The sequence below is a fragment of the Herbiconiux sp. 11R-BC genome (assembly GCF_049472555.1).
Taxonomy (GTDB): Bacteria; Actinomycetota; Actinomycetes; order Actinomycetales; family Microbacteriaceae; genus Herbiconiux.
Map to the genome: position 1 here is coordinate 192,776 of NZ_JBCEBO010000001.1, position 17,835 is coordinate 210,610.

Here is a 17,835-nt window from a genome sequence, read left to right on the forward strand (position 1 = left end):
CCGCGACCGACAACGGAGGCCAGAATGAGCAGAATCCCCGAACCCGACCAGACCCCCGATGGGCCCGCCTACGAAGGCCGCCTTCTCGACCGCGCCGACGAGGAGGTGGTCGACCAGGGCGTCGCGTTCGACATCCGCACCCTGGTGAACCGGCGCACCGTGCTGAGCCTCGTGGGCCTCGGTGTGGGCGCCGTGGCGCTGGCCGCGTGCACCACCGGCGGTGGGAGCACCGCTGCGGCCGGCGGCGCCGCGGCCACCACCGCCACTCCCTCGCCCGCCGCGACGGGAAGCGGATCGACCGCATCCGGAACGCTGCCGTCGGCCGAGATCCCCGACGAGACCGCCGGCCCCTATCCGGGCGACGGCTCGAACGGCGCGGACGCCCTGGCCGACTCCGGCATCGTGCGCAGCGACATCCGTTCGAGCATCGGCGGCGGGACCACGGCCGCCGGAGTGCCGATGGCGCTCACGTTGACCATCCTCGACATGGCGAACGGCGACGCGCCCTTCACCGACGCGGCCGTCTACGTGTGGCACTGCAACGCGGCCGGCGGGTACTCGATGTACTCCTCGGGGATCGAGAACGAGACCTACCTGCGCGGCGTGCAGGTGGCGGGCAGCGACGGCTCGGTGTCGTACACCTCAATCTTCCCCGCTTGCTACTCCGGGCGCTGGCCGCACATCCATTTCGAGGTCTACCCCACGGTGAACGACATCTCCGACTCCGCCAACGCCATCGCCACCTCGCAGGTGGCCCTCCCGCAGGATGTCTGCGAGACGGTGTACGCGCTCTCCGACTACGCAGGGTCGAGCGCCAACCTCGCCCAGGTGAGCCTGACCAGCGACAACGTGTTCGGCGACGACGGCGGGGTGCTCCAGCTCGCGACCGTGAGCGGGGATGCGACATCCGGCTACCAGGTGTCGCTCACCGTGCGCGTCGACACCTCCACGACGCCGACCGCGGGTTCGGCGCCCAGCGGGGGCGGCGCACCCTCAGGAGGCGCCCCCGGCGGCAACCCGCCGGGCGCCTGACCCGTCCAGCACTCCCCTACTCCCCCCAGAAAGCGAGACCCCCATGGGAATCCTCCAGAACCTCACCGGATGGCACGCGCTCATCCTGCTCGCCGTCGTGCTGCTGTTCTTCGGCGCCACGAAGCTGCCGACCCTGGCCCGGAGCCTCGGGCAGTCGGCCCGCATCCTCCGCACCGAGGTGGCGGCCGAGGAGCCGGCGCGCGCCGAGGCGCTCGACCCGGAGCCGGCGCCTGCCGGAGCGCGCGATGCATAGCCGACGCCCCGCACGCCGGAGCTCGCCGTGTTCGGCCTGACCTTCGAGAAGCTGCTGCTGATCGGCGTCATCGCGGCCTTCCTCGTGGGGCCGCAGCGCCTCCCCGGCTACGCCGCGAAGCTGGCCGCGATCGTCAGAGCGGTCCGCGGCTTCGCCGACACCGCCCGGGAGCGGGTGGTGGCCGAGATCGGGGTCGACGACACCGACTGGGAGGCCCTCGACCCGCGCCGATACGACCCGCGGCGCATCGTGCGGGATGCGCTGGCCGACCCGGCCTCGGAGCGCGCGACGGTCTCGCCGGTCGTCACGGCATCCGGAGCGCCCGCATCCGGCGTCTCCGCCTCTGCAACCCGCTCATCGGCACCGGACGTCGCCTCGGCACCGGTCACCGCCCCGGCACCGGTCTCCGGCGGCTGGCAGGCCGCGCTGCTCGCCCGTGTACCCACCGGCACCCCCGCGCGACCGCTCGACGCGCGTCAGAGCACCGGGTTCGAGAGCACTCCGATGCCCGAGATCTCCACCTCGACGGTGTCGCCGGCCTCCATGAAACCGATGCCCGCCGGGGTGCCCGTGAGGATCACGTCGCCCGGCAGCAGCGTGAACACTGCCGAGGCGTAGGCCACGATGTCGGCCACCGAGTGGATCATGTCGGTCAGCGGGGCGCTCTGCTTGAGCACGCCGTTGAGTCGCGTCTCGAGGTTCGCCGCGGCGAGATCGAACTCCGTCTCGATCACGGGCCCGAGCGGGCAGAAGGTGTCGAAACCCTTGGCGCGCGCCCATTGGCCGTCGCTCTTCTGCAGGTCGCGAGCGGTCACGTCGTTCGCGATGGTGTAGCCGAAGATCACGCTCGACGCATCCGCCGCCGCCACGTTCTTGGCGATCGAGCCGATCACGATGGCGAGCTCGCCCTCGTAGTCGACCCGGTTCGACTGCGGCGGCCGCACGATGCGGTCGCCCGGGCCGATCACGGCGGTGTTCGGCTTCAGGAAGAGCAGCGGCTCGGCCGGCGCCTCCCCGCCCATCTCCGCGGCGTGGTCACGGTAGTTCTTGCCCACCGCCACCACCTTCGACCGCGGGATCACCGGAGCCAGGAGGGTCGCCTGCGCGAGCGGCACGCGCTCCCCCGTGGTGTCGAACCCGGCGAACATCGGGTCGCCGTTCAGCACCACGAGTTCGGTGGCGCCGCCCTCGGAGTCGTCGAGGATGCCGAAGTTGATGGCGCCGTTGTGACTGAACCGTGCGATCTTCATGGAAGCCCTTCTTGCCTAGGCGTCGAGCCGCGTCAGCCAGCCGTGACGGTCTGGGGTGCGGCCGTACTGGATGTCGGTGAGCTCCTGACGGATCGACATGGTGAGCTCGCCCGCGGCGGCGTTCTCGTCGCCGATGGTGAAGTCGGGCGACTTGAGGGCCGAGATGGGCGTGATCACGGCGGCGGTGCCGCAGGCGAACACCTCGGTGATGTCGCCGGATGCCACACCGTCACGCCACTCGTCGATGGTGACGTCGCGCTCCTCCACGGTGAGCCCGCGGTCCTTGGCCAGCTGGATGATGCTGTCGCGGGTGATGCCCTCGAGGATGGTGCCGGTGAGCCGGGGAGTGACGATCTTGCCGCCGGCGTGCACGAAGAAGATGTTCATGCCGCCGAGCTCGTCGACGTGCTCGCCGGTCTCGCCGTCGAGGAAGAGCACCTGTGCGCATCCGTTCTCGTAGGCCTCCTGCTGCGGCAGCAGCGAGGCGGCGTAGTTGCCGCCGCACTTGGCCGCGCCCGTTCCGCCACGCCCGGCGCGGGAGTACTCGGTCGAGAGCCAGATCGACACCGGGGCCACGCCGCCCGTGAAGTAGGCGCCGGCGGGGCTCGCGATCACGTAGTAGCCCACCTTCTGCGAGGGGCGCACGCCGAGGAACGACTCGTTGGCGATCATGAACGGGCGGATGTAGAGGCTCGTCTCGGGCGCATCCGGAACCCAGGCGCCGTCGACGGCGATGAGCTGCTTGAGCGACTCCACGAAGTCCTCCGCCGCGAGCTCGGGCAGGGCGAGGCGACGGGCGGAGCGCTGCAGGCGTTCGGCGTTCTTCTCGGGGCGGAACGTCCAGATGGAGCCGTCGGCGTGCCGGTAGGCCTTCAGACCCTCGAAGATCTCCTGCGCGTAGTGCAGTACCGCGGCGGAGGGGTCCAGCAGCAGCGGCCCGTAGGGGATCACCTGGGCGTTGTGCCAGCCCTCGGCGACGGTCCAGTCGATCTGCACCATGTGGTCGGTGAAGTGCTTGCCGAACCCGGGGTCGGCGAGGATGACCTCCCGCTCCGCCTCCGCACGCGCATCCTGTGACGGCGTGAGCTCGAACTGGAGGGGGAAGGTGGAGGTCGGTGCGATGGTCATGGGTCTGTCTTTCGTCGAGAGTGGCTAGTCGAGTGCAGGAGCGCCGATGGCGGAGGCGATCGCGTCGCCGATCTGCGCCGTGGTGCGGGCCGAGCCGTCTCGGGCGGCGATGTCGGCGACCACGGCGTCTCGCACGCGAGTTGCCGCGCCGGCGAGACCGAGGTGGTCGAGGAGCATGGCCACGGAGAGGATCGCGGCGGTGGGATCGGCCTTCTGCTGTCCTGCGATGTCGGGAGCGGATCCGTGGACCGGTTCGAACATCGAGGGGAACGTGCCGTCGGGGTTGATGTTGCCCGAGGCCGCCAATCCGATTCCGCCGCTGATTGCGCCGGCGAGGTCGGTGAGGATGTCGCCGAAGAGGTTGTCCGTGACGATCACATCGAATCTAGCAGGATCGGTGACCAAGAAGATCGTGGCGGCGTCGACGTGCAGGTAGTCCACGGCGATTCCGGGGTATTCGGAGGCCACCCGGTTCACGGTGGACTGCCAGAGGCTGCCCGAGAACACCAGCACGTTCGTCTTGTGCACGAGGGTGAGCTTCTGGCGCCGGCTCGCGGCCTTCTCGAACGCGTAGCGCACGACGCGCTCCACCCCGTAGGCGGTGTTCACCGAGACCTCGTTGGCGATCTCGTGCGGGGTGCCCACCCGGATGGCGCCGCCGTTGCCGACGTAGGGGCCCTCGGTGCCCTCGCGAACCACCACGAAGTCCACGTCGCCGTGCTGGGCGAGCGGGCTGGGCACACCGGGGTAGATCGTGGTGGGGCGGAGGTTCACGTAGTGGTCGAGCGAGAAGCGCAGCTTCAGCAGCAGACCGCGCTCGATGTTCGCGTTCTTCAGGCGCGGGTCGCCGGGCACTCCGCCGACGGCGCCGAGCAGGATGGCGTCGTGCTCGGCGATGGCCGCCAGGTCGGCGTCGGTGAGAACGTCGCCCGTCTCGAGGTAGCGGGCCGCGCCGAGCGAGAAGGGCGTCTTCGCGAACTCCACGTCGCTCCCCGCGGTGGCGGCGTCGAGCACCTTCACGGCCTCGGTGACGACTTCGGGTCCGATCCCGTCGCCGGGAATGAGTGCGAGCTTGATCGTTCGTGCCATGGGTCGAGTTTAGCTGTGTTGGCTGCCGGGCCAGCCGTGTTGACTGCCGGGCCAGCCGTGCTGCGCGCGGCCGGCCCGGGCGGCGCCGGTCCCCGCCCGGCGCCGCGCGACATGTTCCCGTGCGGTCGCTGTCGCGGCCGCGCGCTCACCGTGGGTCGTCGAGTACGGCCCGCGGCTTTCACTCACGGCAGGCTGCAGCGCGGCGCTCGAGGAATGCGCGGATGGCGGCGTTGGGTTCGCCGACGAGGGCCGCTTCATAGGCGGTGCGGGCCGCATCCGGGCGGCCGGAGCGGCGCAGGAGGTCGGCGCGTACCGCGTGCGTCTGACGGCGGAGGGCCCCCTCGGACGAACCGCTGCCGGCCGCAGCGGCAAGGACCTCGAGCTCGGCCAGCGCAGCGGCGGGGCCGACGGCGGGCAGATAGCTGCGGGCTACGAGGCGGTTGAGCAGCACGGCGGGCGAGGGCCAGGATGCGGCGAGAACGTCGTAGAGCGACACGATCGACACCCAGTCGGTCGCCTCCCAGCTCGGCGCCTCGGCGTGCAGGCCGGAGATGCCGGCCTGCAGGGCGAAGCGCCCACGGCCGGCGAGCGCGATGGTGGCCAGGGTGAGGCCCTCGTCGATGAGGGCACGGTTCCAGAGCGAGCGGTCGGCGTCTTCGAGGCTCACGGCGGCCCCGTCGGCGTCGACGCGGCCGGGCGCCCGCCCCTCCGAGAGCAGCAGCAGGGCCAGCAGGCCGCGCGCCTCGAGATGGCGCGGCACGAGTCGCACCACCGAGCGGGCGAGCGACACCGCGGCGCGGGTGGTCACCGAGCGGCTCAGTTCGTGCCCGGCCGGTGCCGTGTGACCCGTGGTGTAGAGCAGGTAGATCGTGGTGAGCACGTCGCCGGTGCGCTCGGCGAGCTCGACCGCATCCGGCATTTCCAGTCGGATGCCCGGGACCGGGGCTGCTCCGGCATCCGCGGAAGATTCGGAACCGCCCTGGATGCGCTTCTTCGCGCGCGTCAAGCGCGCCGCCATCGTGGACTCCTTCACGAGGAACAGCTCGGCGATCTCGGCGGTCGGCACGCCGCACACCGCGCGCAGCGCCGTGCACAGCCGGGCCTCCTCGCTGAGGCCCGGGTGGCACACCATGTACAGCAGGTGCAGACGGTCGTCGTCGAGCGAGACCGCGAAGGGATCGGCGCCGGACTCTTCGGCGGCCCGGGCGGAGGCTTCGGCCGCCTCGGCCGCGAGTCTGCCGAAGTTGCGGGCCAGGCTCGCCTCGCGGCGCAGCTGGTCGACGGCGAGGTGCTTGGCGGTGGTCGTGATCCACGACGCGGGATTGCGGAGCGGCTCGGCGCGCTCGGCAGCGCGCCGGCCCGCCTCCGCCGCGGCACGCGCGAAGGCCTCCTGCACGCAGTCCTCGGCGAGCTGGAGGTCGCCCGTGAAGCGCAGCACGCTCCCGAGGATGCGCGGCCATTCCTCCCGGAAGGCGGCCTCCAGCTCGCTCCGGCCCTGCGGCATCCGCGTGTCAGCCCTGGTTGGCCTGGCCGCCCGTGTCCATCACGGGGAACAGCTCGAGCCACCCGCCCGTCGGCACGAGCGCCGCGAGCTCGCGAGCCTGCGCCTCGCTCTCGACGCCGATCTTGTAGAAGCCGCTCACGACCTCCTTCGTCTCGGTGAACGGCCCGTCGGTGTAGACGGCGGGTCGCCCGTCACGGGCGGGTTCGATGCGCACGGCCTTGTCGCTCGACTCGAGCGCGTCGCCGCCGAGCAGCTGCGCTCCGGCGGCCGCGACGGCCTGCATGAAGGCGCCGTGCTGCTGCATCGCCTCGGCCCACTGCTCCTCGGTGACCTCCGAGGAGTTCCACTCCGGCTCGCGGATGAGGATGATGTATTCCTTGGTCATGATGTCTTCTCCTGGTTTCGAGGTGTTGTGTCATGCGACACCCCTACGACGAACGGTAGCCGCCGCAATCGACAGCCGGGAAGAAGTTTTTCCGATCTCCTGATCGGCTCGGGCTCGACGGAGTTTCAGGCCGAGAAACAGAAACGACGGAGCGTCCGCCCGTCAAGGCGCACAAGCTCCGTCGTTTCGCGCGGGAGAGCCGGGCGGTTACTCCTCGACGATGTCGATCTCGCGCAGGAGGTCGGCCTCGATGGCCACGCGCACGGTCTCGAGCAGGCCGTCGGGCACCGGCGAGTCGACGGTCAGCACGCTGAGCGCCTTGCCGCCGGCTTCGTGGCGGGCGATCTGCATGCCGGCGATGTTGACGGAGGCCTCGCCGAACTCCTTGCCGTAGATCGCCACGATGCCGGGGCGGTCGGTGTAGAGCATCACGATGAGGTGCTCGGCGAAGGGCACCTCCACGTCGTAGCCGTTGATCTCGACGATCTTCTCGATCTGCTTGGTGCCGGTCAGCGTGCCCGACACCGAGATCTGCGAGCCGTCGCTCAGGGCGCCGGAGAGCGTGATGACGTTGCGGTACTCCTCCGAGACGGGCTCGGTGATGAGGCGCACGGTGACACCGCGCTGCTCGGCGAGCAGGGGGGCGTTCACGTAGGAGACCGTCTCGCTCACGACATTGGTGAACACGCCCTTGAGGGCGGCGAGCTTCAGCACGCTCACGTCGTAGTCGGCGAGCTCGCCCTTGACCACGACGTCGATCGAGGTCAGCGGGCTGCCGGCGAGACCGGAGAACACCTGGCCGAGCTTCTCGACGAGGGGGATGCCGGGGCGCACGTAGGGGTCGATGACCCCGCCGGCCACGTTGACGGCATCCGGGACCAGCTCGCCCGACAGCGCGAGACGCACCGACTTGGCCACCGAGACACCGGCCTTCTCCTGGGCCTCGTCGGTCGAGGCACCGAGGTGCGGCGTCACGATGACGTTCGGCAGCGCCAGCAGCGGCGAGTCCTTGGGCGGCTCGCTCACGAACACGTCGAGGCCGGCGCCGGCGATGACGTTCGCGGTGAGGGCGCGGTAGAGGGCGTCTTCGTCGATCAGACCGCCGCGGGCCACGTTCACGATGAACGCGGTGGGCTTCATCAGGGCGAGCTGCGCATCCGAGATCATGCCCGTGGTCTCGGGGGTCTTCGGCATGTGGATGGTGATGAAGTCGCTCTGCGCGAGCAGCTCGTCGAGCGTCACCAGGGTGACGCCGAGCTGCTGGGCACGGGCGCTCGTGACGTAGGGGTCGTAGGCGATCACGTTCACGCCGAAGGCCTGCAGGCGCGCGGTGATGAGCGCGCCGATGCGGCCGAGGCCGATGATGCCGACGGTCTTCTCGTAGAGCTCGACGCCGGTGTAGGCCGAGCGCTTCCACAGGCCCTGCGCGAGTGCGGCGTGCGCGGCCGGGATGTGACGGGCGAGGCTCAGGATGTGCCCCACGGTCAGCTCGGCGGCCGAGATGATGTTCGAGGTGGGCGCGTTCACCACCATCACGCCGGCGGTCGTGGCCGCTTTGATGTCGACGTTGTCGAGGCCGACGCCCGCACGGGCGACCACCTGCAGCTTGGGTGCGGCGGCGATGGCCTCGGCGTCGACCTTCGTGGCGGAGCGCACGAGCACGGCGTTCGCGTCGGCGAGCGCCGCGAGCAGAGCCGGGCGGTCGGTGCCGTCGACGTTGCGCACGTCGAAGTCGGGCCCAAGGGCGTCGACGGTGGCGGGTGAGAGTTCTTCGGCGATCAGCACGACCGGCTTCGACACGGACGGATCCTTTGGTTCTGCGTGGGGGGAACGAATCCACTGTACTGGGTGCAGGATGAACGGATGTCCCCCGCGACGCTCGACGTCATCCTCACGGTTCTGCGCATCCTGATCGCCCTGGTGTTCATCGGCATGGGCGTCAACCACTTCGTGCCGCGCTCGGCGCGCACGATGGCGGCGATGATCCCGCCCTGGCTGCGGCCCGACGGCCGCGTGACGCCGCTCACGCTCGTGTACATCACCGGCGTGTGCGAGATCGCGGGTGGCATCGGCCTGCTCGTGCCGCAGACCCGGCTCGCGGCGGGCATCGCGCTCGTGCTGTTCCTCGCCTGCGTGTTCCCGGCGAACGCCTACGCCGCCGGGCGGCGCGACAGGTTCGGAGCGCTCGCCATCCCGTTCTGGCCGCGCCTGGCGGGGCAGGTCGTGCTCGCCGCGCTCGTGCTGCTGGTGGCGCTGCCGCTCAGCTGAGCGTGAGCAGGTCTTGCGAGATCACCGAGACCACCGCGAAGCCCACGGCGAAGACGACGATGCGAGCACCGGTCGAGAGCGTGCGGCCCACGAGCAGCGCCGCGACGTACACCAGCAGCGGCACAGCGGCGTAGGCGATGAGCAGCGCCCAGATGCCCCCGGTCACGTCGACCCCGAAGCTCGAGAAGCTCGAGACCACGCCGAGCAGGTTCGCCACCCCGCCCCACAGGTGATAGGCGTAGAGGAACGCGAAGACGAGTGCCACGGCCCAGCCGGAGCGGCCGTAGGTGCGGAAACCGCGTTTGGGCGAGCCGGTCGCCGGGTCGGTCTTGGCGGGCTTCGCCGGCTTGGCGGTGGCACCGGATGCGGTCGTCACGTCAGAACCCCCTCAGGAACGGCCAGGGCACAAGCACGAGCACGCCCACCACGAGCCACAGGAAGCGGTAGGCCGCGTGCCGCTTCTGCGTGAGCAGCAGGGTCGCCACGAACCAGAGCGGCGCGGCGGCGACGGCGAGCGACTGCGCGATGCGGGCGCTGACCACGGTGAAGTCGACGGTGATCGGCACGGAGTAGCGGGCGAAGCTGATGATCCAGCCGATCGTGTAGAGCAGGTAGATCCCACCGAGGATACCCAGCGAGATCAACGCCACCGAGCTCATCTGCGCGGCGGCGGCTTCGGCCTCCTCGAGTTCCTTCTCGGCGGCGCGGTCGTCGGCCTCCTCGGCCTCGTCGAGCACGGTGGGGCGCGGGGCCGCCGCGGTGGTGGCGACCGCCGCGGCGCGCGCGTCGGGGCCGGAATGCCGTGTCGCAGCGGGCGGGGCCGGCTCTGCGCGCGCGGAGGTGGCCGTCGCGGGCGTGGCCGGCGCCCCGGGTGCCGTGCGGGTGGCCGAGGCGGCGCCCCGCGCATCCGTCTCGTCGACCTCGTCGACGGCGTCGAGCTCGTCGTCGCCCGGCACCCCCACCGGGTCGAGCGTCGGGTCGTCGTCGCCCGCCCACCCGAGGGCGTCGCGGTCGCGGGAGTCGCTCATCCCCTCACCCTACCGCGCGCGTCCGTCCACCTCACCGACGCGCACCCGGCCGTGTCCGCCCGCCGGAACCTACGCAGAGGCGCCGGAAACGACGGGCTTTCGGCCCCGAACCCAGAAACGACGGAGCCTCGCACCGTCTCGGGTGCGAGGCTCCGTCGTTTCAGGGCGCGAGACTAGCGGGCGGCGGAGCCGTCCGTGTAGTCGGCGTCCTGCTGCTTCCAGGCGAAGAGGGCGCGCAGCTCCTTGCCGGTGGCCTCGATGGGGTGCGCGGCACCCTTCTCGCGGAGGGCGAGGAACTCGGGGGCTCCGGCGTCCTGGTCGGTGATGAAGCGCTCGGCGAACGCACCCGACTGGATGTCGGCGAGCACGGCCTGCATGTTCTCCTTCACGTGCGGGTCGATCACGCGGGGGCCGGAGACGTAGTCGCCGTACTCAGCCGTGTCGGAGACCGACCAGCGCTGCTTGGCGATGCCACCCTCCCACATCAGGTCGACGATCAGCTTGAGCTCGTGCAGCACCTCGAAGTAGGCGATCTGCGGCTGGTAGCCGGCCTCGGTGAGGGTCTCGAAGCCGTACTGCACCAGCTGCGAGACGCCGCCGCAGAGCACGGCCTGCTCGCCGAACAGGTCGGTCTCGGTCTCTTCGGTGAAGGTCGTCTTGATGCCGCCGGCGCGGAGGCCGCCGATGCCCTTGGCGTAGCTCCAGGCGAGGTCCCAGGCCGAACCGGTCGCATCCTTCTCGACGGCGACGATGACGGGGACGCCACGGCCGGCCTCGTACTCGCGGCGCACGGTGTGACCCGGGCCCTTGGGGGCGACCATGATCACGTCGACGCCCTCGGGCGCCTGGATGTAGCCGAAGCGGATGTTGAAGCCGTGGCCGAACAGCAGCGCCTTGCCCTCGGTGAGGTTGGGCTGGATGTCGGCGGCGTAGATGCCGCGCTGGTGCTGGTCGGGCGCGAGGATGACGATGACGTCGGCCCACGAGGTGGCCTCGGCCACGGAGAGCACGGTGAAGCCCGCCTCTTCGGCCTTGGCGATCGACTTCGACCCCTCCTTGAGCGCGACGACGACCTCGACGCCGGAGTCGCGAAGGTTCAGCGCGTGGGCGTGGCCCTGCGAGCCGTAGCCGATGACGGCCACCTTCTTGGACTGGATCAGGGACAGCTCGGCGTCCTGGTCATAGAAGATCTCGGTCACGTGTTTCTCTCCTTGTTGTTGTGCTGAAATTGCGGAAATCGGATGCGCGGGGCCGGCCGGCCTCGCGGGTCAGCTCTTGAAGACGCGCTCGGTGATGCTCTTGCTGCCGCGGCCGATCGCGAGCAGACCCGACTGGGCCAGCTCCTTGATGCCGTAGGGCTCGAGCACACGCAGGAACGCCTGGATCTTGCCGGAGTCGCCCGTGACCTCGATCACGAGCGCGTCGGTCGACACGTCGACCACGCGGGCCCGGAAGAGATTCACGGCCTCGAGCACCTGCGAGCGCGTGGTGTTGTCGACGCGCACCTTGACGAGCAGGTGCTCGCGCTGCACCGACTGCGCCGGATCGAGCTCCACGATCTTGATGACGTTGATGAGCTTGTTCAGCTGCTTCGTCACCTGCTCGAGCGGGAGCTCTTCGACGTCGACCACCACGGTGATGCGCGAAAGTCCGTCGATCTCGGAGTGACCCACCGCGAGCGACTCGATGTTGAAGCCGCGGCGTGCGAACAGGCCGGCGACGCGGGTGAGCAGACCCGGCTTGTCCTCGACGAGGAGGCTCAGAACGTGTGTCGACATGGCCTACTCCTCATCCCACTCGGGTGCGCGTTCTTTCGCGTACTGCACGAAGCTGTTGCTGACGCCCTGCGGCACCATCGGCCACACCATGGCGTCGGCCGACACGACGAAATCGATCACCACGGGGCGGTCGTTCGTCTCGAGCGCGAGCTTGATGGCCGCGTCGACGTCTTCGGCCTTGGTGACCCGGATGCCCAGGGCGCCGTAGGCGTCGGCCATCTTCACGAAGTCGGGCACCATGCGCGTCTCGTGCCCCGTGTTCAGATCGGTGAAGGAGTGACGGCCGTCGTAGAACAGGGTCTGCCACTGGCGCACCATGCCGAGCGAGGAGTTGTTGATGATCGCGACCTTGATCGGGATGTCGTTGATCGTGCAGGTGGCGAGCTCCTGATTGGTCATCTGGAAGCATCCGTCGCCGTCGATCGCCCACACCACGCGGTCGGGCTCGGCCACCTTGGCGCCCATCGCGGCCGGAACCGCGTAGCCCATGGTGCCGGCGCCGCCGGAGTTGAGCCAGGCGTGCGGGCGCTCGTACTTGATGAACTGCGCGGCCCACATCTGGTGCTGGCCGACACCCGCGGCGTAGACGGCCTCGGGCCCGGTGAGCTCGCCGATGCGCTGGATGACGTACTGCGGCGCCATCAACCCGTCGGTCGGCTCGGAGTAGCCGAGGGGGAACTCGGCCTGGAGTCCGTGGAGGTACTCCCACCAGGCGTCGAGGTCGAGCTTCGCGCCCGCCGAGGCATCGGCGTAGGCCTTGATGAGGTCGGCGATCACGTCTTTCGCGTCGCCCACGATCGGCACGTCGGCGATGCGGATCTTCGAGATCTCGGCCGGGTCGACGTCGACGTGCACGACCTTGGCGTTGGGCGCGAACTCGCTCGCCTTGCCGGTGACGCGGTCGTCGAAGCGGGCGCCGAGCGAGATGAGCAGGTCGCTCTCCTGCAGCGAGAGCACCGCGGGGACGGTGCCGTGCATCCCGGGCATCCCGAGGTGCTGCGGGTGGGAGTCAGGGAACGCGCCACGCGCCATCAGCGTGGTGACCACGGGCACGCCCGTGGCCTCGGCGAGCTCGAGCAACTCGGCGGTCGCACCGGCGCGGATGACGCCTCCACCCACGTAGAACACGGGCTTCTTGGCCTCGACGAGCAGCTGGGCGGCGGCCTGGATCTGCTTGCCGTGCGCCTTCGTGATGGGCCGGTAGCCGGGCAGGTCGATCTTCGGCGGCCAGACGAAGGGCGCCGAGTTCTGCTGGGCGTCTTTCGTGATGTCCACGAGCACCGGGCCGGGGCGGCCGGTGGTGGCGATCTGGTAGGCCGCCGCGATGGTGGCCGGCACGTCTTCGGCACGCTTGACGAGGAAGGAGTGCTTCGTGATCGGCATCGTGATGCCCACGATGTCGGCCTCCTGGAAGGCGTCGGTTCCCATCAGGTGTGAGAAGACCTGGCCGGTGATCGCGAGCAGCGGCACCGAGTCCATGTAGGCGTCGGCGATCGCCGTCACCAGGTTCGTGGCGCCGGGGCCCGAGGTGGCGATCGCGACGCCGACCTTGCCCGATGCGGCGGCGTAGCCCTCGGCCGCGTGGCCGGCGCCCTGCTCGTGGCGCACGAGGATGTGCCGGATGTCGTCTTGCACCATCAGCTCGTCGTAGAACGGGATGATGGCGCCGCCTGGCAGGCCGAAGACGTCGGTGATGCCGAGCTCTTTGAGCGAACGGAGAACGGCGCCCGAGCCCGTGAGCATCTCTGGCTCAGCGGTCGGTGGATTCTTCTTGGTTGGCACGGGGAAAGCGTCCGTGGACATGTGTGTTTTCCTCAGATGAGAGAGCGCGGTTGATGGATGCGCGGATTACCCGGTGATCGCGCCCTCTGCGGCAGAGTGCACGAGCTTCGAGTACTTCGCGAGAACGCCACGGGTATAGCGCGGGGGAAGTGGAGCCCAGCCGTCTCGGCGAGCTGCAAGCTCAGCGTCGTCGACAAGTAGATCGAGCGAGCGAGCGGCGATATCGACCCGTATTAGATCACCATCGCGCACGAAGGCGATCGGACCTGCGTCGACCGCTTCGGGTGCTATGTGGCCGATGCACAGGCCGGTTGTGCCGCCTGAGAATCTGCCGTCGGTCAAGAGTAGTACATCTTTGCCGAGCCCCGCACCCTTGATCGCCGCGGTGATGGCGAGCATCTCGCGCATGCCCGGGCCGCCCTTGGGGCCCTCGTAGCGGATGACCACGACGTCGCCGGCGTTGATGCGGCCCTCGGTGAGCGCATCCATCGCCTCGCGCTCGCGCTCGAACACCCGCGCGGGGCCCTCGAACACGTCGGCGTCGAAGCCGGCCGACTTCACCACGGCGCCCTCGGGGGCGAAGGAGCCCTGCAGGATGGTGAGCCCGCCCGACTTGTGGATCGGGTTGTTCAGGGGGCGCAGCACCTCGCCGTCGAGCGGCGCGATGTCCATCTCGGCGAGGTTCTCCTCGATGGTCTTGCCGGTGACGGTCATCGCGTCGCCGTGCAGCAGGCCCTCGTCGAGCAGGGCCTTCATGACGGCCGGAACGCCGCCGTGGCGGTCGACGTCGTTCATGACGAAGCGGCCGAAGGGCTTGAGGTCGCCGATGTGGGGCACCTTGTCGCCGATCTTGTTGAAGTCGGCGAGCGTGAGCTCGACCTCGGCCTCGGCGGCGATGGCGAGCAGGTGGAGCACGAGGTTGGTGGAGCCGCCGAAGGCCATGCCCACGGCGATCGCGTTCTCGAGCGACTTCTTGGTGATGATGTCGCGCGCGGTGAGGCCCAGGCGCAGCATGTTCACCACGGCCTCGCCGGAGCGGTGGGCGAAGTAGTCGCGACGGCGGTCGGCCGCGGCCGGGCTGGCGGAGCCGGGCAGGCTCATGCCCATCGCCTCGGCGGCGCTCGCCATGGTGTTCGCGGTGTACATGCCGCCGCAGGAGCCCTCGCCGGGGGCGAAGGCGCACTCGATGCGGTGTGCGTCTTCCATCGACATGCGCCCGGCGCGCACGGCGCCGACGGCCTCGAAGGAGTCGATGATCGTGATGTCCTTCTCCGTGCCGTCGGAGAGCTTCACCCAGCCGGGCGCGATCGAGCCGGCGTAGAGGAACACCGAGGCCAGGTCGAGGCGGGCCGCCGCCATCAGCATGCCGGGCAGCGACTTGTCGCAGCCGGCCAGCAGCACTGAGCCGTCGAGGCGCTCGGCCATCATGACCGTCTCGACCGAGTCGGCGATGACCTCGCGCGAGACGAGCGAGAAGTGCATGCCCTCGTGGCCCATCGAGATGCCGTCGGAGACCGAGATGGTGCCGAACTGCAGCGGGTAGCCGCCGCCGGCGTGCACGCCCTCCTTCGAGGCCCGGGCGAGGCGCTCGAGCGAGAGGTTGCAGGGGGTGATCTCGTTCCACGAGCTCGCGATACCGATCTGGGGCTTCTCCCAGTCGCCGTCGCCCATGCCGACGCCGCGGAGCATTCCGCGGGAGGTGAGGGCTTCGATTCCATCGGTGACGGTGCGGCTCCGCGGCTTCATGTCTATTTCCGGCATGTTACGAGTTTAGAGCCGCCCGGAGGGTGCTCATGCACTGCCGGCGAAGGCCGTGGACAACACCCGGCGAACGCCCGGCTGTGCAGAACTCAGCCGCGCAGATCGGCGAGCAGATGGAGAGCGGATGCGACCTCCCGCGGCTCCCCCACCCGGAACCCCGCGAGGGTGTCGCCCGGCCCGACCTTCAGCCCGAGATCTCCGGGCACGAGGGACGCGAAGCCGTCCTCGTCGGTCACGTCGTCGCCCGCGAAGAGCGCGGCCGTCGCGCCGGTGTAGTCCTTCAGGCGTTTCACGGCCTCGCCCTTGGTCTCGTGCCGCACCGAGAACTCGAGCACGTTCTTGCCGCGGCGCACGGAGAGCCCGGCCAGCTCGTCGTCGCCGGCGAGGGCGTCGAGCGCGGCCTGGTCCGCGCGTTCGCGGTCGTGCGGCGTCGCGAGCCGGGTGTGCAGCGCGAAGCCCGCGGGCTTCTCCTCCACCCAGACCTTCTCGTACGGGGCGGCGACGTCGTCGAGGAGCCGGCGGAGCGCATCCACCCTCCTCCGCTCGGCGTCGTCGAGCTCGAGCGAGGCCGGGCCGTCGAGCCGCACCTCCACGCCGTGCGACCCCACCAGCAGGATGCTGTCAGGCACCTCGGCCACGTGCTCGAGGCTCGCGAGCGAGCGGCCCGAGACGAGCGCCACCCGCGTGCGCGGCAGCGCGGCGAGCCGCAGCACCGCCGAGCGCGCCTCGGGGATGGCCCGCGCACTGCCCGGGGCGTCGACGACGTTCGAGAGCGTGCCGTCGAAGTCGAGCGCGACGAGCAGGATGTCGGTGCCCGCGAGCATCCGCAGTGCCTCTGTCAGCGCCGGCTCGAGCTCCGGGCCGGCCTCGGTGGCGTGGCCCTGCGCCTCGACGCCGGTCACCGCGCCTCCTCCACCGCGCGCGCCTCGGCCCGTTCCTCGGCCCGCGCTTCGCTGCGCGTGACCCGCGAACTCACCCGCGGCAGCGCCAGGTCGTCCGACGGCGTGGCCAGCGTCGCGAGGAACGTCGACGACCAGCGGGCCACGTCGTTCTCCTGCACCCGCTTGCGCATGGCGCGCATCCGGCGGGCCCGCTCGCTGCGTGGCATCGCCTGCGCCTGCAGGATGGCCTCCTTCAGGCCCTCGATGTCGTGCGGGTTCACCCGCAGCGCCGTGCGCAGCTCGTCGGAGGCGCCCGCGAACTCGCTCAGCACCAGCACCCCGTCGTTGTCGAAACGGGAGGCCACGTACTCCTTGGCCACGAGGTTCATGCCGTCGCGCAAGGCGGTGACGAGCATGATGTCGGCGGCGAGGTAGAGCGCCACCATCTCCTCGCGCGGGTACCCGTGGTGCAGGTAGCTGATGGCGGTGTGGCTGATGGTGGAGTAGTCGCCGTTGATGCGGCCCACCGTGAGCTCGATCTCGTCGCGCAGGATCTGATAGGTGCGCACGCGTTCGCGGCTCGGGCTCGCCACCTGCACCAGTGTGACGTCTTCGACCTTGAGGGCGCCGTCGGCCAGCAGCTCGCCGAAGGCCTTGAGGCGGTGGCCGATGCCCTTGGTGTAGTCGAGGCGGTCGACGCCGAGCATCACGACGGCCGGGTTGCCGAGGTCCTCCCGGATCTGGCGCGCCCGCTCCTGGATGTCGGGGCGGCGCGCGAGCTCCTCGTAGCTCGCCGCGTCGATCGAGATCGGGAAGGCCTTCGCCACGACGGCGCGCACGAGCTTGTCGTCGCGCACCGTGGCGATACGGTGCTTCGCGCTCGCGACCTCGGCCTCCGCCGTCACCGGCACGTCGATGACGGTGCCGCGGGTCTGGAACCCGGTGAGCCGGCGCACCGCGCGGGTGAAGTTGCCCGCATCCGCGGTGCGCTGGAAGCCGATGACGTCGGCACCGAGCAGCCCCTCGATGATCTGCCGGCGCCACGGGAGCTGCGAGAAGATGCCGTATGCCGGAAAGGGAATGTGATTGAAGAAGCCGATGGTGAGGTCGGGCCGCTGCTCGCGGAGCATCCGCGGCACGAGCTGCAACTGGTAGTCCTGCACCCACACCGTGCCGCCCTCGGCCGACACGGCGGCCGCGCGGTCGGCGAAGCGCTGGTTCACGATGACGTAGCTGTCCCACCATTCGCGGTGGTAGGCCGGCGGCGCGATCACGTCATGGTAGAGCGGCCACAGCGTGTCGTTCGAGAAGCCCTCGTAGTAGAGCTCGATCTCCTCGGCCGAGAGGGCCACCGGGATGAGGTGGATGCCGTCGTTCTCGAAGGGATCGACGTGGTCGTCGGCCGAACCGGTCCAGCCGATCCAGGCGCCGTCGGCCTCGCGCATGACCGGCTCGAGCGCCGTGACGAGACCCCCGGGCGAGGTGCGGAACGACGGATTGCCGTCGTCATCCGTGATGCGGTCGACAGGAAGGCGGTTCGAGACGACGACGAAGGGGAACTCGCCCCCGATCGGCGCGGCGGGGGTGTCGGAGGAGGCGGACTGACTGTCTGAAGAAGGCATGTTTCCGTTCGGCTGAGCCCGGGTGAAGGGCGGATTCGCGGAGATTCCGGCCCGAGCGTCCAGCCCCGAGTCTA

Annotated in this window: 17 protein-coding genes; 3 read left to right on the forward strand and 14 right to left on the reverse strand. The window is 70.1% G+C overall.

Translation table 11 applies throughout. The annotated features are described in order from the left end of the window. Window positions 1–24 precede the first annotated feature (24 nt). Complete coding sequence (locus VD659_RS00880; protein WP_423259215.1) at window positions 25–1,032, forward strand: intradiol ring-cleavage dioxygenase; 1,008 nt, start codon at window positions 25–27, stop codon at window positions 1,030–1,032. Between the two features lie 43 nt (window positions 1,033–1,075). After that, entirely contained in the window at window positions 1,076–1,285 is a 210-nt protein-coding gene (locus tag VD659_RS00885) for a twin-arginine translocase TatA/TatE family subunit (RefSeq protein ID WP_423259216.1), read from the forward strand. A 476-nt stretch (window positions 1,286–1,761) separates the two neighbouring features. Here the strand turns inward: VD659_RS00885 and VD659_RS00890 are convergent, their stop codons facing one another. The 6 genes from VD659_RS00890 to serA form a co-directional block, all read right to left on the reverse strand. Next, window positions 1,762–2,535 carry a fumarylacetoacetate hydrolase family protein gene (locus VD659_RS00890; RefSeq protein ID WP_423259217.1) on the reverse strand — a complete coding sequence of 258 codons (774 nt, stop codon included), beginning with the start codon at window positions 2,533–2,535 and terminating at the stop codon, window positions 1,762–1,764. Between the two features lie 15 nt (window positions 2,536–2,550). Beyond that, window positions 2,551–3,663, reverse strand: coding sequence for a branched-chain amino acid aminotransferase (locus tag VD659_RS00895; protein WP_423259218.1), 1,113 nt, complete (start codon window positions 3,661–3,663; stop codon window positions 2,551–2,553). Between the two features lie 24 nt (window positions 3,664–3,687). After that, window positions 3,688–4,752 carry a 3-isopropylmalate dehydrogenase gene (locus VD659_RS00900; protein ID WP_423259219.1) on the reverse strand — a complete coding sequence of 355 codons (1,065 nt, stop codon included), beginning with the start codon at window positions 4,750–4,752 and terminating at the stop codon, window positions 3,688–3,690. A gap of 178 nt (window positions 4,753–4,930) precedes the next feature. Continuing rightward, the gene (locus VD659_RS00905) at window positions 4,931–6,256 is read right to left on the reverse strand and encodes an RNA polymerase sigma factor (protein ID WP_423259220.1); all 1,326 of its coding nucleotides are present in this window, start codon (window positions 6,254–6,256) and stop codon (window positions 4,931–4,933) included. A gap of 7 nt (window positions 6,257–6,263) precedes the next feature. After that, window positions 6,264–6,641, reverse strand: a complete 378-nt coding sequence (locus VD659_RS00910; protein ID WP_423259221.1) for a YciI family protein — start codon at window positions 6,639–6,641, stop codon at window positions 6,264–6,266. Window positions 6,642–6,848: 207 nt separating this feature from the next. Continuing rightward, window positions 6,849–8,441 (reverse strand): phosphoglycerate dehydrogenase, encoded by a 1,593-nt coding sequence (serA, locus tag VD659_RS00915; protein WP_137836764.1) that lies wholly within the window; start codon window positions 8,439–8,441, stop codon window positions 6,849–6,851. Between the two features lie 63 nt (window positions 8,442–8,504). Between serA and VD659_RS00920 the strand changes: the two genes are divergently transcribed. Further along, window positions 8,505–8,909, forward strand: coding sequence for a DoxX family protein (locus tag VD659_RS00920; protein ID WP_423259222.1), 405 nt, complete (start codon window positions 8,505–8,507; stop codon window positions 8,907–8,909). Here the strand turns inward: VD659_RS00920 and VD659_RS00925 are convergent. The 8 genes from VD659_RS00925 to VD659_RS00960 form a co-directional block, all read right to left on the reverse strand. Beyond that, window positions 8,902–9,285, reverse strand: coding sequence for a hypothetical protein (locus tag VD659_RS00925; RefSeq protein WP_423259223.1), 384 nt, complete (start codon window positions 9,283–9,285; stop codon window positions 8,902–8,904). The genes VD659_RS00920 and VD659_RS00925 overlap by 8 nt on opposite strands. A 1-nt stretch (window position 9,286) precedes the next feature. Further along, entirely contained in the window at window positions 9,287–9,937 is a 651-nt protein-coding gene (locus tag VD659_RS00930) for a hypothetical protein (protein WP_423259224.1), read from the reverse strand. Window positions 9,938–10,110: 173 nt separating this feature from the next. Beyond that, entirely contained in the window at window positions 10,111–11,136 is a 1,026-nt protein-coding gene (gene ilvC / locus VD659_RS00935; RefSeq protein ID WP_423259225.1) for a ketol-acid reductoisomerase, read from the reverse strand. A 69-nt stretch (window positions 11,137–11,205) separates the two neighbouring features. Continuing rightward, complete coding sequence (ilvN, locus tag VD659_RS00940) at window positions 11,206–11,715, reverse strand: acetolactate synthase small subunit (RefSeq protein ID WP_423259226.1); 510 nt, start codon at window positions 11,713–11,715, stop codon at window positions 11,206–11,208. Between the two features lie 3 nt (window positions 11,716–11,718). Continuing rightward, a complete protein-coding gene (locus tag VD659_RS00945) occupies window positions 11,719–13,518 on the reverse strand; it encodes an acetolactate synthase large subunit (RefSeq protein ID WP_423259227.1) in 1,800 nt (599 codons plus the stop codon). Window positions 13,519–13,563: 45 nt separating this feature from the next. Further along, complete coding sequence (gene ilvD, locus VD659_RS00950; protein ID WP_137836771.1) at window positions 13,564–15,258, reverse strand: dihydroxy-acid dehydratase; 1,695 nt, start codon at window positions 15,256–15,258, stop codon at window positions 13,564–13,566. Between the two features lie 89 nt (window positions 15,259–15,347). Next, window positions 15,348–16,160 carry a trehalose-phosphatase gene (gene otsB / locus VD659_RS00955; RefSeq protein ID WP_423259228.1) on the reverse strand — a complete coding sequence of 271 codons (813 nt, stop codon included), beginning with the start codon at window positions 16,158–16,160 and terminating at the stop codon, window positions 15,348–15,350. Further along, window positions 16,157–17,761: an alpha,alpha-trehalose-phosphate synthase (UDP-forming) gene (locus VD659_RS00960; protein ID WP_423259229.1), complete on the reverse strand. Its 1,605-nt coding sequence runs from the start codon at window positions 17,759–17,761 to the stop codon at window positions 16,157–16,159. The genes otsB and VD659_RS00960 overlap by 4 nt, the downstream gene beginning before the upstream one ends. Between the last annotated feature and the right edge of the window lie 74 nt (window positions 17,762–17,835).